The organism is Thermofilum sp. (assembly GCA_038741495.1).
Taxonomy (GTDB): domain Archaea; phylum Thermoproteota; class Thermoprotei; order Thermofilales; family Thermofilaceae; genus Thermofilum.
Map to the genome: position 1 here is coordinate 104,955 of JAVYKX010000002.1, position 17,865 is coordinate 122,819.

Genomic DNA, 17,865 nt, shown 5'->3' on the forward strand with positions numbered 1-17,865 from the left:
GTCTCACCGCTTAGCGCCACAACCACTGCTAGAGGTTTTTAAACTTTACCTGAGTAGCCGACCGCCCCTGCCCGAGGAAAATGGCGGAGAAGTAGACCTATTCTTCTCGCTAGAAGACGGGGCGCAGCTCCAGCTCGTACCCGAACTTCCTGACTATCCTTTCGAGCTTCCGCCTAGGCTTCCCAGCTATGTAGTTGTACTGCTCCAAGCTGAGCTCGACCACTACTAGTGACGAAGAGCTGTCAACCTTGACCTCGTAGCCTCCTCCATCCCCGATAAACCTCTGCAGCGCGCGCTCTACGGCACTCTTAAGCTTGTACTCCTCCATGCTCACCCGGCTACCGTGCTTCTTTATCGGGACCACGAACGTCCGCTCACCGAACACGTACAACTCATACTCAGCCTCACCGGTTAGGAAATCTCTCACGACAACGACCGGCCTGGCGAGGTCCTCCTCCTTTAAGCCGTGAGGTATCTTGACGGTTGTCTCGAGGGAGTACACCTTCTCGACGTTCCCGTTCTTTATGAATATGACAGTATCGACTATCGAAGGAATCATTCCCAGTTCCACCCTCCCGATAAAGCGCTGGATCGCGTCGATCGGGCTTGTGGCGTGCACGACGCCGACCATCCCGACGCCCGCGAGCCTCAGATCGGCGTAGAGCTGGAAGTCTTTTGTATCGCGCATTTCATCGAAGAAAGTGTAGTCTGGCCTCGAAAGGAGCAACACGTCGTGTATCTCCTCCGAGGTAGCGTAGCTTTTCGAATATTGCGTGATCTCGGGGGGTAGGTGCATGTCGCGCGGGGACTCGATAGTCTTGACGATTCGACCCTTCCTGAAGTAGTACTCCGCCAGAGCTTGAGCGAAAGTAGTCTTCCCCATGCCCGGAGCGCCTGCTATGAGTATACCCTCCGCTTGCTGCTCTAAACGTTCCACAAGCTTCCTAGGTAGGTTGTAGTCCTCGAGCGAAAGCTTGGCAACAGGACGCACAGCAGTTATCTCGTAGCCGTCGGAGAAGGGCGGCTTCGTTATGACGATCCTGTACTCGTTCAGCTGCACTATGGTGACCCCAGGGCTATCATACTCGATGAAAGAGTTGGGTGAAGAGCCTGCTCTTTCAAGAATCTGCCTAACGTACTCCTCGAGCTCCTCGCGCGTGAGCGGCGCGCTCCCTAGCTCGACAAAGGACCACTTTCCTGGGAGACCTCGCTTAGCTTTAGGCGGCGCTCCCTCCTTGAGGTGAACGGACATGGTTGCAGCGTCGAACAGCCTTTCAAGGAAGAAGCCGTTCTTGTCACCTTTCTTGAGAAAAATGACTCTCAAACCCATAGCGCGGGCAGCTTCAGCTGAAACCTCGTCAGCGGTGACCAAGACCGCGTCGCTCTCGGCTGCCAGGAGCTTAGCCACGATGTCCGGGTCCTGGGGGCGAAGCGCCCTCGCGACCTCGGGAGACTCATAGACGTATTCCAGCTCAACCAGCTCCTGCAAGCGCTCGGCAGTCTCTTTCAAAAGCTTTAACTCTCTCAAGCCGGCAACGCCCGAGCTGCTGCCCCTTCTGGCCTGCTCCTCGAAAACGCTGATGTAGTACACAGGGACGAGAAGCCTACCGGCTATCTCGCCTCGTTCAAGAGCCTCACGCAGCGCTCCACTCAGTATAGCTGAGGTGTCTGGAACATACACCTTACTTTCGATCCCGATCACTTCTACTTCTGACGACGCGGGTGAGAACGGCGAATTAAGCTTTGTGATTTCCCGTAGCCGTCCAGACCCCTTAGTTTCCACTCGATGCGGTTTCTCTGAACCTTCAAGTATAATCGAGTTGAAAGTAGAAGTACTCAAGGATCTCTGTTCTAGAAGATTTCAGTGGAAATAGAGGGGTGGCAGCGAACCGCACAGTGCTCTGCTGCATTATACACGTTGATCTGTTGAAAGGCTCTGGGAGAAAGGGGGTTTAAATAACCCCTCTTTTTCCACTGGAGCGGTGGAGTTAGCGCGAAAAACGACGATGAGCCATTTATTCAGAAGATTTTTTCTCTGTTCATCATCTACGATGGAGAATGAATCTCTATGCACGAACAGAGATTTTTCGTAGATTATACATCTTCCACGAAGCTGTCTATCGTGCAGGATAGTCAATTAAACCCCTAGGAAGTAGTGTGAGGTGAATGCCTAAGGTACGCATAGAGGATACTCTTCCTAGCGGGGAACGAGTATCACTCAGTATCGAAGGGCCGGATGTCAGTGAGGAGAAGGTTCTACATTTCTTGCGGGTTCTTCGCGAGATGCGAGATGCAGGTAGCGCTGAGGCGGGGTCTTCTTACGAGGAGCCTGTATCGCTTAAAGATAAGATATGGCGTGTAATCGCCGAGAACTTTGGCGATGGCACCTGGTTCTCGCTTAAGGATCTTTACAACATCGCAGCTAAGGAGATTCCAGGCTTGAAGATAACAGCTATCTCGACTTACGTGTCGCGGCTAGTTAGCGAGAACAAGCTGGTCAAGAGGGGGCATAAGCCCAACACGAGGTACCGTGTGCGGGTAATCGTTAGACCTGCGTAGATATCGGCGTTTTCCTCACAAGCTTCTACCAAGGAGAAGTTTCGCGATATCGCTCTTCGCTATTATGCCTACTATGCGCATGTCGCTCTCCACGAGGACGGCCGGGATACCCCTAGAGAGCAGCCGGGTTACCTTGCCGATTCTCGTCTCAGCATTCACGAGGGGCAGCGGGTCGGACATCACGTCGGCTACCGTCAGGTTGGCTGCGCGCCTACTTTCCCTCAGGAAAGCGTGAAGCACATCGTCCTCGAAGATTGTTCCAACGTTCTTCACACCATCTTGGAGAACCGGAAGCTGGCTGAACCCCCTTTCCCACATGATCCGCGTCGCCTCCACGAGAGGCGTGCGTGGCTCGACATAGATCACAGGGCTCGACATTATGTCTCGAGCGGTGAGCTCGTCTTCTACGAGCTCTGAGAGAGCCTGGTAAATCTTCATAAGGGTCGATACCCTAGGGTTGACCTTACCTGACTCGATCCTCGCGATGAGTGACTGGCTCACGCCGGCTCTTCGAGCTACCTCAGCTTGAGTTAGACCTGTTTTCAGCCTAAGCATCCGCAGCTCTTCGGGCGTTGGAATCGGCATATCGAAGGTGTAAAGCGATATATGCTGAATTAAGCATTATGGTGCCGTGAATGCGTCGATAGTGAGAAGCGTGTGCGTCGAGGGTCGGGGCTATCTGGCTTTAACGGTTGCGCTATGGCTGAGGAGGCTTTCGCCCAGGCTGGCGATAGTGCTTGAGCAGCCTGCCAGCCCGGTTATATCGCCTAGATATCTCTGCGGGCTCCTGAGAGGCCGGCGAGAGGGGGTCAGGTTTTCAGGCCGTCTTATCAGGGACCTAGTCTACCCGTCGAGTATGCGGGATTGCGCCTGCAGCGTCAGAGTGGTAGTCAAAGAACCCCAGCTTCCTTTATCGCTCCTGGAGGACTTGAAAGGTGAGAGGAGAGTGAGTCTTCCTCCATCACCGCTGGGAGTGCAGCTTGCGCTCTGCGCTGATTCCCGGGAGAGGAGGGTTCTGGCAGGGGATAGGCTGGAGTTCTTTGCGAGTAGCGAGATATCATCGGCTCTTGCCGACATGATCGCGAGCGCGGGCATACTTAGCCGGGAGGAGTCGGCGGAGTTGCTTAGCGAGCTTTCGGTGGAGCCGGAGATTATAATCGAGAGGGTTGAGGGAAGCACCGTCAGGCTCTCGGGTCGAGCTTTTCTCGACGAGGCTGTAGAGAGCCTTGCCGCAGCTGCCGCGCTAGAGGTTGTGGGACGGCGGTACGCGCCTGCTCCTAGCTTGATCGCTATCGATGCGGGGGAGGATGTGTTCTTCGAGGTTGGCGAGCAGAGAGGGGAGTCCAGCGTGAAGATGGGGTTCGGCGGGTCCGCGCACTTCGTTAGGCTGGTGCTTTCCAGGGAGGAGATGCGCGTTGTGGGTGCGAGGGGTGTGGTCCCCAGATGGCGATTCCCGGCGGTTCTCGAGGCAGTTCTGGTTTTGCTCAGCCGGGAGGGTCTCTGCGAGCACCTACCCACGTTCGCCGCTGCAAGGTCTACTATGCTGAGCGATTGCAGTGTCCTGAGGGGGCTGCTGAGCTTAAGCGTCAAGACTTGTCTCCGGCCGGAAGCTTCTCAGTAGAGGGAGCTGATTTCGCTCCATTCGATCTCTACTGGGTGCCGCTTAACCGAGGCTTCCACCGCCTTTACGATGCACTTGAGCGCGACGTAGCCGTCGACGCCGGTCACCGCGGGTTTTGAACGCCCGGTTATCGAGTCTATGAAATTCAGAAGTTCTAGCTTGAGGGGCTCGGGCTGGAGGTATGAGATCTCAAGCAGGCTGCTCTCGGAGTGGTAGCTTGTCTCGGTGTAGGTGAGTGGTCTCTTCAGAAGGCCGTTGTCGATAACCACTCTCCTCAGGATGTAGTCAGCTCTTATGAGGGCGGAGGGGGTGCGGACAGTCAGACTTCTGTGCTTGTAGTGGGGCTCACTTCTCCAGCTGGCAACGAGGAACGCTGTAACGCCTTCCTGGTATTCGTACAGCGCCTGCACTTCCACCTCGTATGGGTAGTCCTCCTGCCTAGCGGTGATAGCGTACACTCTGGTGGGGGGCGCGCCAATGATGAAATTTGCGACATCTACGTCGTGCACGAGGAGGTCGTGTGCAACACCCAAGTTCAGAGTATAGCTTTTAGCGGGACCTGGTCCGAGCCTCTTAGCCTCTATCGAGAGGGGCCCGCCAAGCTCTTCGGCTCTGATTTTTACCTCTTGGACTGTGGGGTTAAAGCGCTCGATGTGCCCCACCATGAGCAGTTTTCCAGCTTTCCGGGCCCGCTTGACGAGCTCCAATCCCTCCTCCGGGCTTGCGGCAAGGGGCTTTTCCACCAGGAGGTCCATCTTTTCAACAATTGCCGCGGCCACGCTGTAGTGCAGGGCAGTGGGGACCGCAACTACGGCTGCATCCACCTTGTGGCCTGATCCCACGAGATCCGAGATGCTCGTAAACCAGCCATCGCACTGGTACTTTGCCGCTACCTCTCTGGCTCTAGAGGGGTTTTCGTCCACCACGTAAACTTTCTCTATTCTAGATCCTCGAAGCTCCGAGAGCACTCGAACGTGGTTAACGCCCCACCGTCCCGCACCTACGACTGCTACGCTTACACTCATCTGGGATCAGTACGCTACCAAACACCTGATAGAAAATGGTTCCGGCACCGTCCTTTCCCGGGGCCGCAGACCCCAGTACTCGGAGCGGCGCGCTCCCCTTAGCTTCCGCGATCTGACGAGTGCGGGCGTGGCAGGAGCGCTATGGCCGGAACCGGAAAATGTGAAAAGCATCTCTTTTAAAAACTTTACTTGCGGGTCAGCTAGATAGCAGCGCCTGCGCGAGCTTGATGCTGAAGATCGGGTGCTTCAAGAACTTCACAGCTATTCTTGCCACATCCTCTCCGTTCGCCAGCTTCACAACGTCCTCGGGGGTGAGCAGCTCGGCCAGCTGGTTTAACTCATCATCGCTGAGTCTCTCTATTACGTGGAGCACTTTCAGGCTGTCCCGTATTCTTCTCCCCCAGTGCTCGTCGTAGCGTCTTCTGTACTCTTGCAAGCTCCTCTCCGAGAGATCCCCCTCTTCGAGAGCCTTAGCCGCCACTTCTGCAGCGGTTCTACCACCCGCAATGGAGGCGTGAATGCCGCCCCCAGTAACAGGTATGACCTGCCCTGCTGCTTCACCGATGAGCATCACATGGTCGGCAACTACTCGCCTGAGCATGCCGCCGATAGTGACTGCTGCACCCCGAAACTCAAGTATCTTGGACTTGCTGAAAAACTCTGGGTGATTTTTCACGAATTTGTCGAGGTAAGCTTTAGGTGATACGCCTTGCGCGCCGATCCCCACATTAGCTAGGGTGCCGTCCTTTGGGAATACCCACACGTAACCCTTAGGAGCGACTTCGTTTCCGAGATAGAAGTAGGCTAAGTCGGGGTCCGGCATCGCGACGTGAGTCATGACGTACTGCACGGTGGGTATAATCCTCCTCTCACCGGGATTCTCGAGGCCAAATCTCTTCGATATGAACGACATGTAGCCGTCTGCTCCCACCAAGAGGCGTGCCTCGGCCTCTAGCGTTCTCGCGTGAACCTTCACAACTCCTTCAGTGACTTTCGCGTCGCGCACCTGCTCCTTCATGTAGATCTCTGCACCAGCATCTGCCGCGTACTCGCCTAGAACCTTGAGGAAATTCTTCTTATCGATAATGTAGCCCATACCCAGGGCCTGCGAGATCTCTACACCCTTACCATTAGGTGCAACAACTAGAGCACCGCGAATCTTTCTGGAAATGAACCTGCTGGCGTCGCCCTGACGTATGTCGGCCGTCTCCAGGACCCTGGCGCTAATGCCCTCGCCGCAAGGTTTCACGGCAAGCTGCTCGTTCTTCTCAAGAACTGCCACTCTATAACCCTTCGCGGCGAGAAACCTCGCGAACGTGAGCCCAGCTGGACCCGCGCCGACTACTACAGCGTCATATCTCATTGGGGATCGCGGCTAGAGCGGAAAACTGGAATAATTAAGATTTTGCTGAAGCCCGCGCTTTTCCGCTATTCTTGTGCGAGTGCCTCCCTTCTGGGTTTGAGCATAACCTTCCTTGGGCGAGGATCGCCTTGTCTAACAAGCAGCGCGGCACCGTGAACCTTGTAGAGTATGTGGTCCCGCTCGTCTGGAGTTAGCGAGAACAGCAGGGAGATGTCATTCACGTAGCTCTCAGTCCCGCTTAGTGCGATGACGAAGCCTGCGAGCTGGTAGAGGAGGGGGTCCAGCTCCCGCGGTAGCTGGGTGACGGCTATAACACCGTACCCGAACTTCCGAACCTCTTTGTAAAGATCGAGAAGATAGGGTGCAAGGAAATGGGCTTCCTCAAGAATTACCATCAGTTCGAGGCGGTGCCTCTCTCCCAGAGTTCTGCGGTAACCCTGAAGGAGAAGAAGGAGGATGAGGCTCGCCAGCTCTTTAAACTCCCGGCTGAAGAGCTTTGGGAATGTGAAGTACATGCTTTTCTCCGCTAGGCTATCTATAGTCGCTCCCCCCTCGCCGTGAAGCTTCTCCAGATCTTCCCGAAGCCTCTTCACCTCCGGTAAGTGGTCATACCTCGCGAGCTCGTCCAGGGAGAGGTTCTCGAAGCAGCGGCGCAGCAGCTCCCTGAAGTGGAAGCGTGCGCCCCGCAAGCCGTAGACGTGCTCTAAGTAGCTCGCCAGCTCACCGGCAAGCTCACTCACCTGCCACCCCGGTGCGTGGAAAACGTTCACCTTGTCTTCGCCTAGGTCGATCCCGATGGTGAAAAGCCTTCTGTAGCTCCGCTCGCCGTGAGGGTCGATAACCCAGGCCGGTATGCCCTGCTCTATTGCCTCGAGAACTAGGTGTCGTGCAAGCGTGCTCTTACCGCTGCCGGTCGTGCCTACTATTATTCCGTGCATGCTGGGCAGCGCCGCCGGGTTGATGTAGACTTCCCTGCCTATGTCGTCCAGCCCGAGGAAGAAGCCCCGCACTTCTTCCCGGGGTGGGAGGATTGAGAGAGGGGAGGCAAAGACGGCGAGGTCCCCGCTCAGGGCCAGGGGTCTCGGAGTTAGCGCGCGGTGAAGGAGCCGGAAGAGGCTCATCACTGAAGCACCTCGAGCCCGACTGGGAGATTCGAAAGCTTGATCCCTATCCTCGCCAAAAGCCTCTTGAAGCGCTCGTCCGCTATGACGATGCCTGAGACTCTGTAGAGGGCTTCACGCCTCTCCCAGCGTCTTCGAGTGGCCGCGAAAAATTTGCTGCTTTTGTGAATCAGCGATAGTTTTTCGAGAGCGGTACCTATCTCGTAGCTGCGGTATGCCTCAGCGTCGATCGCTTGTTCCTCCTCGATACTTGCGGGCTCCACTCGAATAGCGATGTACGAGTCGCGGGGGAGCAGTGAGTACAGGGTCCTACTCCTCGATAAGATGTCCCTCGTGGTGGGGAAGGTGTAAAAGCTGTTCACGCACTCGATGGTGGATATGCTTTGAGGTCTTACGGATGTGTACCCCTGCGCCGACCAGCCCTTGACGATCGCTAAGCACGCTGCGAGGGATAGCGGGACGAGGCTGTAGAGCTGGAGAGCCAAGGGTAGCGTAGCTGCTACTAGAACGAGAGCCCTCGAAGGTATTGATTTCCGAGAAGGCTTTAGGACGTCGGGTCTCAGGATCCTGAGAAGCTGAACCCCCTCCAGCGGGACCCAGGAACAACCTACGATCGAAAGAGCCTCCCCCAGGGACCTTAGAGCCTCGCAGAGGTTGGATCGCGCCTCATCGATGCTGGAGCGTGACCGCAGAACCACGTAGAACCTCCTCCTGTGCACCACCACGATGTAGTCTACGGAGGGGGCCGCGAAGCCGCCGTGAAAGAGGGTTGTTGAAAGGTTGAAAAACTCCTTTTCGGAAAGGTCATAGCAGCCGTGGCGGCAGTCAACCACTTCTACTCCAACGTAGGTACAGTTTCCGCCTCTATCGGCGCTGGTGCAGTAGCTTTTAAAGCAGTAGAGCTCCGTCAACGGCCATCCTCCGCAGTAGAGAGATAGGAAGAACGCGTACACCTCGGGAATCAAGGCTAAGAGAGCCAGAGATACCAGCAGTGGGGACAGGCTCGGCGCTGCCCCCCTCAGGAGCAGTGCTGCCACGATCAGTAGAAGGGCCGCAAGGCTTCGAGCCTGCACCGCAATCCCCTCCTCAATCTGTACATGTAGAGTTGAGACCGGCCCTGCCAGCTGCTGGCAAATCTGTAGTTAGACCAGAGGAATAGCCCGGCCACGTGCTGCGCCCACAGCTCTCCCTCTGCGGCGAGCTCTCTGAGCACCTTAAGGCGCAGCTCCAGTCCTAGGTCCAGGTGCATCCATGGTGACGGCGCGACTCCCGTGAGTTCTGCTGCAACCCGCCGGGCGGAAGGGTGCGCATCCAGGAGGAAGGCCAATGCTATGCTCAGGGTCCTAGGTTCCGCGGCGGTCCGGAAGGTTATTCGGTAGAGTTCCCAACCCTTGGTGCTCGTAATCTCCGGTATCCTCTCAGCTATCTTGCGGCTCAGCTCCTCTATCTCTCGAGCGTACCTCTTGGTCACGGCCTCAGCGTAGCCTCTGATGCCCAGCGCGTACTGCTCCACCTCCCAGACGGTCAGCGAGTAGGGCAGTAGGACCTTGTACCCTCTCAGCCTGTAGTAACTTTCCCTGGCCAGCTGTTTCGCCAAGAAGAGGCCCTCGGCGAGGGGGATCGTGGTGCGTTCCGAGATCTCGAGGTGATGTTTAAACGATGGGTATGTCGACAGCGAGTACAGCACGTCCACTAGCTTGCGCCTCGTTTGGCTCGCGAAGCTGGTCCCGGGGCCTGATCGAACGTATGAGAGAGCTGCAAGCGCTGCGGGGACAGGCTTCTGCTGCAGTGTTTTCACAACTCTGCGCGCCAGATGCGCAGCATCGGGGGCTTCTAACTGTAGTCCAGCTGCGCTGCTGAAGACGGGTGCAGCGAGGTGCTTGAAGAGCCTGAGGCTGCCTGCCGGAAACTTCCACGCGTGCGCGTAAAGCTCGCGCACCACTTCGGGAAGTATGCTTGCGGATAAGGCTAGAGCTGCGAGAAGACCACCGCCCCATGCGAGAACGAGGAGGAAGGTGTTCCACACGAGTGAACCGAGCCGGACGGCGTCGCCGACAAGCGCTGGCAACCGCTCCGCGAGAGTATAATGTTCCTGCCAGAATGGGTTGAAGGGGAGGGCGTGCGTCAAATTCCAGCAGCAGCGCCCCTCTATTTCTATACGTATTTCTCGCGGGGCCGCCCCGGTGCAGTTGACCTGCGCGAAGCTTATGAGGAGGCCGTAGTCGTGAAACTTAGGCACCGAGATCTTCGCCGGCGCTAGAAGCTCTCTCACACTGTCAGGTAGAGCGCGGAAAACTTTCTCCCACCACCACTCGTAATACTCGCTGTTTTTGCGGAGAACACCGAAGTCGATAACCGTCCCGGGGGGTAGAACCGCAGCGTTAGTGAGAGTCACTCGCCAGCACGTGCCGTTTCTCGCGATAATAGTACCGTTCGCTGCGCTTAAGCGGTAAGGACCAGCCCTGGCGGCGACAACGAGAGGCTTAGGAGGATCCACTGCTAGCAGTACGCTGCAGTTGCCCATGCTGCCGCGAAGGGGAGAGTCCTCTCTCCTAGCTTCGTAGATACCGCCGAGGCCGCCATTGCAGTAGATCAAGTTCACCGGCAAGTTGACGAGAAGAGCTGTCGAGTTCCCGGGCTTGACGCTGAGCTTGGCGGGCCACAGCGGACAGCTGCAGCTAGCGTAGGGCACAGGCTCGTAGCAGCAGCCGGGAACAGTAAAGTTCGTGAAGTAGGCGGCGACCCACAGCGCTGTGTAGTTCCCTTCCGGGAGGATCAGCTCGGTCAGATGGCTGACTCGAGCCATGTAGACTCTTCCATCGCTATCTCTGAGAGCGATCAGCACGGTGTCCGCAAGGGGCATCTGTCCTTGATCGTAGACTTCCACTACGACCTTGCCCCCTCTCTCAACGTTTGTGACCTCGGGGAGGGGCTTAAGCTGAGGAGTGAGAAGGGCGAGCGAGTAGGGTAGCACAGCTGTGAGAATGAAGAGGAAAACGACCAGAGGAGTTGTGAGCCGCCGCAGGCGGGGCACCAGTATTGAAGCAAGCAAGACGTCGAAGTAGGGGCGCAGCCACTCCGAGAGCTTGAGTAGAGCAGCAAGGTGACTTGCGCCCCGTCCCAGGATCCCGGCCGCCGTCGCCAACTGAGAGAGAGGTCCGAGGAGGCCATCGAGCTCGTAAGCGTACTGGGTGAGCGTTGAATCGAGGTCGAAAGCGCCCGAGTAACCTAGGTAAAGAGTTAGGACGAGGTACAGGAACGCGGCCCCTGCGGTTATCTGGAACAGTTTCTTGTGAAGAGCGAAGAAGAAATGCTCGACTTCGCTTATGTTTCTCAACGCGGCGCTAATCACCTCGAAGGGTGCTATCATGCTCGAGAAAGTCGCCATCAGGGAGAAGACTCCCGCGTGGAGCAGGAAGTCGGCAGCTTCTCTAGCGAAGTGCTCCCGCAGCCCTCTTCTCCTGATTACTACCAGCAGTGCAAGCTCGGCGGACAGAGCTACGAGAGCAGCGCCCAGGAGCTTGTAGCCCAGGCTCATAGCCGGGTCAGACTGATGTATATAGAGCCGAAGAAGCTGGCCAGACCCACACCTGCCACGCTCCCCATCGCCAGCGCCACTCCAGCCTTTGTAGCCGCGGAGCCCAGAGAGACCGCAGCATCGCCAGCTATCTCCGCGACTTTAACCCAGTCCATCGGGCTCGCAGCACTCGGCACCCTCACGTTCTGGAGCGCGTCGTGAGTAAGCAGCGCAGCGTACGAAAGCGATATCACCGCCGACAGGTAGGCAGCGAGCAGCGCGGCGCCAGCCTTTCTAAGCGCAGGCACAGGTGTTAGCGACGCCCCCAAGCTTAGGATAAGCGTCGCCACTCTCGAGAGGGCGTCGGCGGCGAAGCTGAGGTGCATGAAGAAAATGGCGGTTATGCTGAGCTCTGTAACCGACCAGCCCGTCGCCGCGCCGAGCACGCTGCTTAGAGGAGTCGTGAGGGGCGCCGCGGCTAAAATCGCCCGTTCAGTGCTCACGAAGAGCACCACGTCGACCGCAGCCCGACTCGCATTCCAGAAGGTCGAGGCGGCTTGCCGCAAGGTGCTCTCCGCGGAGAGAGGGTCGCTGAGCCTAACCTCCAGGCCGAGGCTCGAGGAGATTTCCTCAGCCGCGCGCAGCATCAGCAAGACCACAAGGAGGTATACGGCGACGTGCATACCCTTCTCGAACTCTAAAAGAGCCTCGCGCCTTTGCCCCAGAATCCAGCGGATCACCCCCAGGGCGAAGTAAGTGGTGAGAGCTGCCGCGAGGATCGCCCAGGAGAATATGCTTTCCATCAGCCGGACCCCCTCAGCACCTCTAGCATCAGCTGCCAGCCTCGCGTGAGCAGAGCGTTAGCGATATCCGCGATCGTCGCCACCTCTGGGACCCCCAGCTCCTTCAGCACGTTTAGCAGGAAGAACGTGAGAGGGAAAACGGCCAGTGTCTCCACCGCGCGCAGGAGCTTTGAAACTGCAAGCGATCTCCCGAAGCTACCCCCCGTTATCCAGCTGATAAGAGCGTCTACAAGCAGTATCACGAAGCCGAGGATACCTGCCCCGAAGACGAGCGCCACGAGCAGCGAGATGATTTCCTCGAAAGGCCGAAAAACCTTGTTGAGAACGTTTGTCGAGGGCTGGGCGAGCGCGGCCGCCGACGCTGCTAAGAAGAGGAGCGCGATCAGAGAGTACGCTTTAACTGCACAGCTGAAGTCTTCGCGCAGAGCAGCCCGCACCTTTTCCGCACACTCCTTGACTCTCTTCGCTCTCCGAAGCTTGAACCGGTACGCGAGTTTGCAGGCTAGTAGCCTCAGCATCATGCTTCTCAGCAGCGTATGTTGGGAAAAGATATGAAGCGGCTCAGCGGAAAAACATCTGCGCTGCCGCGTTATCAACTACTGTTCTCTCTAGTGAAGGGGCTTGAAAGTAGTGTGCTTGGTCAGCGGTAGCAAGGGGGGTACGGGTAAGAGTGTTCTATCGGCTGCGCTGTCTTATACGCTGGCGCAGCGCTTTGGCCCAACGCTTCTCGTAGACCTTGGCGGCGGCGACAGCAGCTTGATTGCGCTCGGAGCTGTCCCCGCTCAGCCTAGCTTGGACGACGTCCTTAAAGGGAAAGCTGATCCACAGAGCCTTTTCCGCGAAAGCAACCTTACCTCCGGGCTCCTCGTAGCGCCGAGCCGCAGCCCGCTGACCGACGGTTTTCACCCCGAGAAGCTCGAGGAGGTTCTGCGGGTGGCGAAGACGAAGGCGGATTACGTGGTCCTGGATTTCCCCGCTTACACGCACGGACCTCTCGACTACCTGCTGGAGCGAGCCGACGACATCCTCATGGTCGCGACACCTACCCGCTTGGCGCTTGAGCGCCTGAGAAGCTGGATGGAAACTAGAGCTGCAAGCCTCGACACCGCGAAGCTGACGGGGATCCTCAACATGTACGTCACCACGATGGGAAGCTGGAAGAGAGCCCTGCTGAGCATGGTTGAGAAAGCAGAAGTCGTTTACTTCGACGTGGCGCTATGGTTCACGCACACGCGCAACATCGCCGAAGCTATGATCTGCTGCGAGAAACCCACCCGGGAGAAAGTGACGGAACTCGCAGCGAAGCTGAGCAGCTAGTATGCGCAATATCGCCGAGCTCTTCCCCGTCAAGCCTCGACCAGGGCAGGTCGAGGCCGCGGAAACTCTCGCAGGTCTCCTAGAAAGCGGCGGCGCAGTGGTCTTCACAGCACCGCCAGGCTTCGGGAAGACGCTCACCGTGCTGGTAGCTCTGAAGGCAGGGTTTCTCCCCGCTGCGTGGCGAGTGAGAGCTTTAGCTCTCGCCCGCCATATCGCCGAGGAGGCGGCGCTGCTCGACTTGCGCTCAGAGGTCCTCCCAGGTAGGGAGAAAGTCTGCCCTTATGCTTTAGAGCTTGGAAGTGACGTACACGAGTGGTGCAGGGTGAGGAGGGATCAGTGCGGCTACTTTACAGCGCGTTCTTGCCCGTACTTCTTCCACCCATCCGCGGACGTCTACGTCTTCAACTACTTCCGGCGCGCTCCACCCCGCATCATCGACGTATGGGATGAGGCTCACAACCTTCTGGTTCCGCGCGAAGTTTGCGTAAACACAGAAGTTTTTATCGAAGCTGCTGGGGAGCTGAGGTCCTCGGGAAGCAACGAGCTCGCGAAGTGGTTGAGAAGTTTTCTCCCCTTCCTCGAGAGAGGAGAAGGAGAGGTACCTGTAGACGACAACCAAGTCTCGTCGCTCCACGTAGCTTACTTGAGGCTTCTCGAGAGAGGGGGGAGGAGGACGGCGCTGGGAAGGCTCTACCGGGTTCTGAGGGCTCAGAGCGTTTACGTGGAGGGAGGATACCTGTGCGGAGCCAGCGTCGCGATCCCGCGGAGGCGGCCCGCTCTCTTCATCTCGGCTACCCTACCCTACCCCGACCTCCTGGGAGGGAAGGTCGTCGAGGTACCTTGGTCGAGAAAGTACAGGGCAATCATAACAGAAGGGCTGACAACTCGTTTCGACGAGTTCGGCGAGAAGGAAGTGAAGGAATACGGGAAGCTGCTGTGGGATCTGAGGAAGAAGTACGAGAAGGTGCTGGTCTTCGCTACGGAGAGGGTTGCAAAGAGTCTTTCGAAGTTCACCGACCTCTATGAGCCTCCGGAAATCCCCGAGTGGAAGGGGGTTCTCCTGCTCCACACGAGGGGGAAGTTCGCCGAAGGCGTCGATATCAGGGCGGACGTTGTGGTCATGGCGGGGGCCCCCTTTCCCCCGCCGTGGGTTACTAGCAGGCTTCGGCGAACCCTCTCGAAAATGGGGTTTAGTGGAGCTGATAGAATCGCCGAGGCATCGATGCTCTCCACCACCCTTCAGTGCGTCGGCCGCGCTACCAGGAGGCCCGAGGACGACCCACTGGTGATCCTTGCTGATGAACGTTACAAGAGGTATGAAGAGGAGTTAAGTAAGTATTTTATTTTTTAGATTTTAGATTTTACAGAGCGATAGTAATTTATTTATCAAATTTATTCTTACTGTATTTTTATCTAGTTAAAACTGCTGGTAAAATTTGTTGTAAAGTTAATTTTTAGGGTTATTTTCTATCTCGAGTACTCCAGCGAGAGGTACACAGCTGTTTTCGAGGACTAGAGCTGTATCTTCGAACTGGGAGACGAAGCCGCCCGAGGCTTCGACTAAACGTGGGTAGTGGTGGATTCTACGAGCTTTTACCAGCTTTTCGAGGTCCTTGAGGGTGATGCCCAGCTTCGGGAGCCATCTCTCGGAGAAGGGTAAGCCTCTGAATTCTCTCCATAGTACTTCTAGGTATTCGCTAGCCGTGGCATCCTCTTTCATCTTCTTCACAGAGACTACGCGGTAGATGTGGCTGGCTCCTTGGTTCACCACGTAGCCTCTCCCCGTGGTGGCGAAAGGCTCTACCGCGTACACTTCACCAGCAAGGACTCTAGTTCTTAGGTACTCGGCGTCAGGAACGTTGGGTAGTGTTTTGCCAGCGTGGAGTACGTACCTATCTACCATGTGCCCAGTAAGGTTCTTCACGGGCTTGAAACCCCTTTCTTCAATTGTCTCTGCGACCGCTTTTGCAACACTGTTAACCGGGGTGTTGTGCTTCATTACTGTAAGAGCGGCCCTGAGTGCTTCCCGAGCAGCCTCTGCCAAGAGGGTCCACCGTTTGTCTAAAGGCACTGTTACTGCAGCGTCTACTATGTACCCGTTTACGTGCACACCGATATCCACCTTCACCAGTGCGCCCGGCGGTATTCGGGAAGAGTCATCGATACCCGGTGAGTAGTGCGCCGCAACGTTGTTAATCGATATGTTAACCGGGAAGGCTGGGCGAGCCCCCCTAGAGATTATGAGACCCTCCACCCTCTCGGCTAGATCGAGAAGTAGAGCATTTTCTTCAACGAGGTTTACTGCAAGCTCTAGCGCCTCTCGGGCTATCCTTCCCGCTACCGCGTACTCGTGAGCAGAGCTCACAGGCGCACTTGCGGGGGAGCAGTTATTTAACTCTGCACACTGTGCACGTTGTGCACTTACCGGAAGGTTTCTCGATTGAGAGGGCTCGGCGCGCTCAGCAGCTGATTGCTCAACGCGTAGTAGAGTCAGATCAAATCGACTACCCCATCAGGTACGCAGCGGGGGTTGATGTCTCCTTCAAGGGGCAAATCGCAGTTGGTGCTGCAGCAGTCGTAGAGTACCCGAGCTTAAGCCTAGTCGAGGAGAAAGCCGCGCTCATGCGCACCACGGTTCCATACGTGCCCACGCTGCTCGCTTTCAGAGAGATGGGGCCTGCGCTTATGGCTCTGAAGAAACTTTCGCATGATTACCAGGTACTCTTTGTCGATGGTAATGGGCGTTTGCACCCCTACAGGGCGGGCTTCGCTTGCCAGCTGGGTTTAGCCGTAGGTAAACCCACTATAGGTGTTGCGAAGAGCTTGCTAATCGGTGAGGCGCGGTGGCTAGACGACGTAGCAGAAGTCTCGGTGGGCGGAGAGGTTCTCGGCTACGCGGTTAAACTCGGGTCGCGGCCGATTTACGTGAGCGTAGGTCATAAAATATCTCTAGCGACCGCTTTAAGGCTGGCTCGAGCGTTTACGCGTCCCGGAGCAAGGCTACCCGAGCCTCTTCTACAGGCTCATAAGATAAGTGTTAAAATGAGAAAATCTATAATGTGTTAAGTGTTAGATAATATACCCTTAATGATCTTTTCCTTTAACAACGTTGAAGAGTAACCTTCAAGCTTGCTACCAATTTTTACCGAGGTCTTTAGGCCCAGCCTCGCAGCAGCGCTTTCGATAACCTCCTTCAACCAAGCCTGGTCGTACCCAAGGAGAATTATGTCCGGCTTGACTCGCAGAAGCACTTGATGGTAGTTAGGTGGGTACTCGCCGAGGAATGCTTCGTGGACGGGCTTTAAGCTTCTTACCAGCTTCAACCTTTCCTCCTCCGATAGGACTGGGTAGCGACCCTTACTCTGTTTAACAGTTTCATCTCTAGCTACGACGACGTAAACTTCGCCCAGGCTCGCTGCCTCAGCGAGAAACTCCACATGGCCTGGATGCAGAATATCGAACACCCCTCCTACCAGCACCTTCGTTCTCCTGACCTGACTCGGCCAGCTGAAGCTAACCTTTCCCTCAAGCCGCAGAGCGTCCAGAAGACCCTCTGCGTAGGAAATGCACGCCAGTGCAGTCAAGCAGTCGTTTCTTGAGAGATACCACTCGGCATCAGATGCATAACGCGATGCTAGATCGACGATTTCTGCAGCGTTGCCGGTAACCCCTACCAGCTCAGATAAGACCTGCTTCACGGCTCGAAGGTACTTTCTAACCTTTTCTTCACATGTTTGTTCCAATTGATCATCACCTCGACCGGAGCTCCGTGAACGCTGCTTAGGAACTCTATTTCTGAATCGTGTAATACTCCAGGAATAACAACGGAGTGTGGAGGAGGACCAAAATCTTCTCCAGCTAACTCCCGCAGCTCTCCAACCTTCACCACTTCATCGGGAGCCGTAGCCCTGGCGACACCTATTGCGAGTGTATCCTCTGAGATAACATGCTCGTGAAAAACTTCTTCAAGCTCGAGCAGTAGAGCGGCAGCTGTAGCAACATCCATGTACACACCCTCCTGCCTCCGGATCTCGAGGAGAAGGAGTGTGTGCAATCCTCTCCTGAGGTTATCCCTTATCACAGCATAGGTAGTGTAAGGGTAGATCTTCCTTCCTCTTTCAGGAAACACCAGCGTGACCGGTCTGCCGAACCTGTAAACGTGCAACCCTGTTGAGCAGATAACCCCGTCGAAAACCGAAGGGGCGGGTAGAATTTTCACAGGTATACCAGCCTTTCGAGCTTCAACTACGAGAGAGGTGTGCGTAGTTGCTATGAGGGGGTGCCCGAATGTTAAGAGTAGAACGGTGCTTTTCCGTGCTTGCTCGAGCAGTTCCCTGCCGGACTGCTCTTCCAAATCCTGGCGAGCGACCTCCTCTACATGCTTTCCGAAAAGCTCCTCTAGAGCCTCAAGACTGAACCCCGGCGCCAGGCTGGTGTACTGCTCGAGGTATATCCGGTCAGCTCCTCTAGCGATCTCGATGACTCCCAGAGGTAGGTCTCTCAAGCCGTAGAGCCCTATACCGGCTATTACGAGCATTA

At 56.4% G+C, this 17,865-nt stretch carries 16 protein-coding genes, 1 rRNA gene and 1 pseudogene; 5 read left to right on the top strand and 13 right to left on the bottom strand.

Features of this window, described 5'->3' with window-relative positions; all coding sequences use genetic code 11:
• Window positions 1-109: 109 nt before the first annotated feature.
• The gene (locus QXU72_05240; GenBank protein MEM0494659.1) at window positions 110-1,702 is read right to left on the bottom strand and encodes a PINc/VapC family ATPase; all 1,593 of its coding nucleotides are present in this window, start codon (window positions 1,700-1,702) and stop codon (window positions 110-112) included.
• Between the two features lie 464 nt (window positions 1,703-2,166).
• Here QXU72_05240 and QXU72_05245 point away from each other — a divergent pair, with 464 nt between their 5' ends.
• Window positions 2,167-2,559: a hypothetical protein gene (locus QXU72_05245; GenBank protein ID MEM0494660.1), complete on the top strand. Its 393-nt coding sequence runs from the start codon at window positions 2,167-2,169 to the stop codon at window positions 2,557-2,559.
• A 15-nt stretch (window positions 2,560-2,574) separates the two neighbouring features.
• On the opposite strand, the gene QXU72_05250 is transcribed toward QXU72_05245, so the two are convergent.
• Window positions 2,575-3,144 (bottom strand): CBS domain-containing protein, encoded by a 570-nt coding sequence (locus tag QXU72_05250; protein ID MEM0494661.1) that lies wholly within the window; start codon window positions 3,142-3,144, stop codon window positions 2,575-2,577.
• A 46-nt stretch (window positions 3,145-3,190) separates the two neighbouring features.
• Here QXU72_05250 and QXU72_05255 point away from each other — a divergent pair, with 46 nt between their 5' ends.
• A complete protein-coding gene (locus QXU72_05255) occupies window positions 3,191-4,180 on the top strand; it encodes a hypothetical protein (GenBank protein MEM0494662.1) in 990 nt (329 codons plus the stop codon).
• Here the strand turns inward: QXU72_05255 and QXU72_05260 are convergent.
• The 8 genes and pseudogenes from QXU72_05260 to QXU72_05295 all read right to left on the bottom strand — a co-directional run bounded on the left by QXU72_05260 (window position 4,174) and on the right by QXU72_05295 (window position 12,530).
• Window positions 4,174-5,205 (bottom strand): Gfo/Idh/MocA family oxidoreductase, encoded by a 1,032-nt coding sequence (locus tag QXU72_05260; GenBank protein ID MEM0494663.1) that lies wholly within the window; start codon window positions 5,203-5,205, stop codon window positions 4,174-4,176. The genes QXU72_05255 and QXU72_05260 overlap by 7 nt on opposite strands.
• A gap of 36 nt (window positions 5,206-5,241) precedes the next feature.
• Window positions 5,242-5,358: ribosomal RNA gene (gene rrf, locus QXU72_05265) — 5S ribosomal RNA — on the bottom strand.
• A gap of 211 nt (window positions 5,359-5,569) precedes the next feature.
• A pseudogene (locus QXU72_05270) lies at window positions 5,570-6,562 on the bottom strand (NAD(P)/FAD-dependent oxidoreductase).
• A 71-nt stretch (window positions 6,563-6,633) separates the two neighbouring features.
• Window positions 6,634-7,689, bottom strand: a complete 1,056-nt coding sequence (locus tag QXU72_05275) for a DUF87 domain-containing protein (protein MEM0494664.1) — start codon at window positions 7,687-7,689, stop codon at window positions 6,634-6,636.
• Window positions 7,689-8,762, bottom strand: a complete 1,074-nt coding sequence (locus QXU72_05280) for a hypothetical protein (protein MEM0494665.1) — start codon at window positions 8,760-8,762, stop codon at window positions 7,689-7,691. The genes QXU72_05275 and QXU72_05280 overlap by 1 nt, the downstream gene beginning before the upstream one ends.
• A complete protein-coding gene (locus tag QXU72_05285; protein MEM0494666.1) occupies window positions 8,729-11,227 on the bottom strand; it encodes a hypothetical protein in 2,499 nt (832 codons plus the stop codon). Before QXU72_05285 ends, QXU72_05280 begins: the two co-directional genes overlap by 34 nt.
• Window positions 11,224-12,009: a hypothetical protein gene (locus QXU72_05290; GenBank protein MEM0494667.1), complete on the bottom strand. Its 786-nt coding sequence runs from the start codon at window positions 12,007-12,009 to the stop codon at window positions 11,224-11,226. Before QXU72_05290 ends, QXU72_05285 begins: the two co-directional genes overlap by 4 nt.
• Window positions 12,009-12,530, bottom strand: a complete 522-nt coding sequence (locus QXU72_05295) for a hypothetical protein (protein ID MEM0494668.1) — start codon at window positions 12,528-12,530, stop codon at window positions 12,009-12,011. Before QXU72_05295 ends, QXU72_05290 begins: the two co-directional genes overlap by 1 nt.
• A 109-nt stretch (window positions 12,531-12,639) precedes the next feature.
• On the opposite strand from QXU72_05295, the gene QXU72_05300 reads away from it, so the two are divergent.
• A complete protein-coding gene (locus tag QXU72_05300; GenBank protein ID MEM0494669.1) occupies window positions 12,640-13,326 on the top strand; it encodes an AAA family ATPase in 687 nt (228 codons plus the stop codon).
• A 1-nt stretch (window position 13,327) separates the two neighbouring features.
• Window positions 13,328-14,677, top strand: a complete 1,350-nt coding sequence (locus tag QXU72_05305; GenBank protein ID MEM0494670.1) for a helicase C-terminal domain-containing protein — start codon at window positions 13,328-13,330, stop codon at window positions 14,675-14,677.
• Window positions 14,678-14,773: 96 nt separating this feature from the next.
• Here the strand turns inward: QXU72_05305 and map are convergent, their stop codons facing one another.
• Complete coding sequence (gene map / locus QXU72_05310; protein ID MEM0494671.1) at window positions 14,774-15,691, bottom strand: type II methionyl aminopeptidase; 918 nt, start codon at window positions 15,689-15,691, stop codon at window positions 14,774-14,776.
• Between the two features lie 41 nt (window positions 15,692-15,732).
• Between map and QXU72_05315 the strand changes: the two genes are divergently transcribed.
• On the top strand, window positions 15,733-16,392 hold the full coding sequence (locus tag QXU72_05315) for an endonuclease V (protein ID MEM0494672.1): 660 nt from the start codon (window positions 15,733-15,735) through the stop codon (window positions 16,390-16,392).
• Here the strand turns inward: QXU72_05315 and QXU72_05320 are convergent.
• A complete protein-coding gene (locus QXU72_05320) occupies window positions 16,389-17,069 on the bottom strand; it encodes a DUF357 domain-containing protein (GenBank protein ID MEM0494673.1) in 681 nt (226 codons plus the stop codon). The genes QXU72_05315 and QXU72_05320 overlap by 4 nt on opposite strands.
• Window positions 17,021-17,863, bottom strand: coding sequence for a diphthine synthase (gene dph5 / locus QXU72_05325; GenBank protein ID MEM0494674.1), 843 nt, complete (start codon window positions 17,861-17,863; stop codon window positions 17,021-17,023). The genes QXU72_05320 and dph5 overlap by 49 nt, the downstream gene beginning before the upstream one ends.
• Between the last annotated feature and the right edge of the window lie 2 nt (window positions 17,864-17,865).

What these genes read in the sequence shown, in the direction of transcription:
- QXU72_05290 (MEM0494667.1), bottom strand. Translation starts at nt 12,009, where the DNA reads ATGGAAAGCATATTCTCCTGGGCGATCCTCGCGGCAGCTCTCACCACT.
- dph5 (MEM0494674.1), bottom strand. Translation starts at nt 17,863, where the DNA reads ATGCTCGTAATAGCCGGTATAGGGCTCTACGGCTTGAGAGACCTACCT.
- QXU72_05305 (MEM0494670.1), top strand. Translation starts at nt 13,328, where the DNA reads ATGCGCAATATCGCCGAGCTCTTCCCCGTCAAGCCTCGACCAGGGCAG.
- QXU72_05275 (MEM0494664.1), bottom strand. Translation starts at nt 7,689, where the DNA reads ATGAGCCTCTTCCGGCTCCTTCACCGCGCGCTAACTCCGAGACCCCTG.
- QXU72_05245 (MEM0494660.1), top strand. Translation starts at nt 2,167, where the DNA reads ATGCCTAAGGTACGCATAGAGGATACTCTTCCTAGCGGGGAACGAGTA.
- QXU72_05250 (MEM0494661.1), bottom strand. Translation starts at nt 3,144, where the DNA reads ATGCCGATTCCAACGCCCGAAGAGCTGCGGATGCTTAGGCTGAAAACA.
- QXU72_05285 (MEM0494666.1), bottom strand. Translation starts at nt 11,227, where the DNA reads ATGAGCCTGGGCTACAAGCTCCTGGGCGCTGCTCTCGTAGCTCTGTCC.
- QXU72_05295 (MEM0494668.1), bottom strand. Translation starts at nt 12,530, where the DNA reads ATGATGCTGAGGCTACTAGCCTGCAAACTCGCGTACCGGTTCAAGCTT.
- QXU72_05260 (MEM0494663.1), bottom strand. Translation starts at nt 5,205, where the DNA reads ATGAGTGTAAGCGTAGCAGTCGTAGGTGCGGGACGGTGGGGCGTTAAC.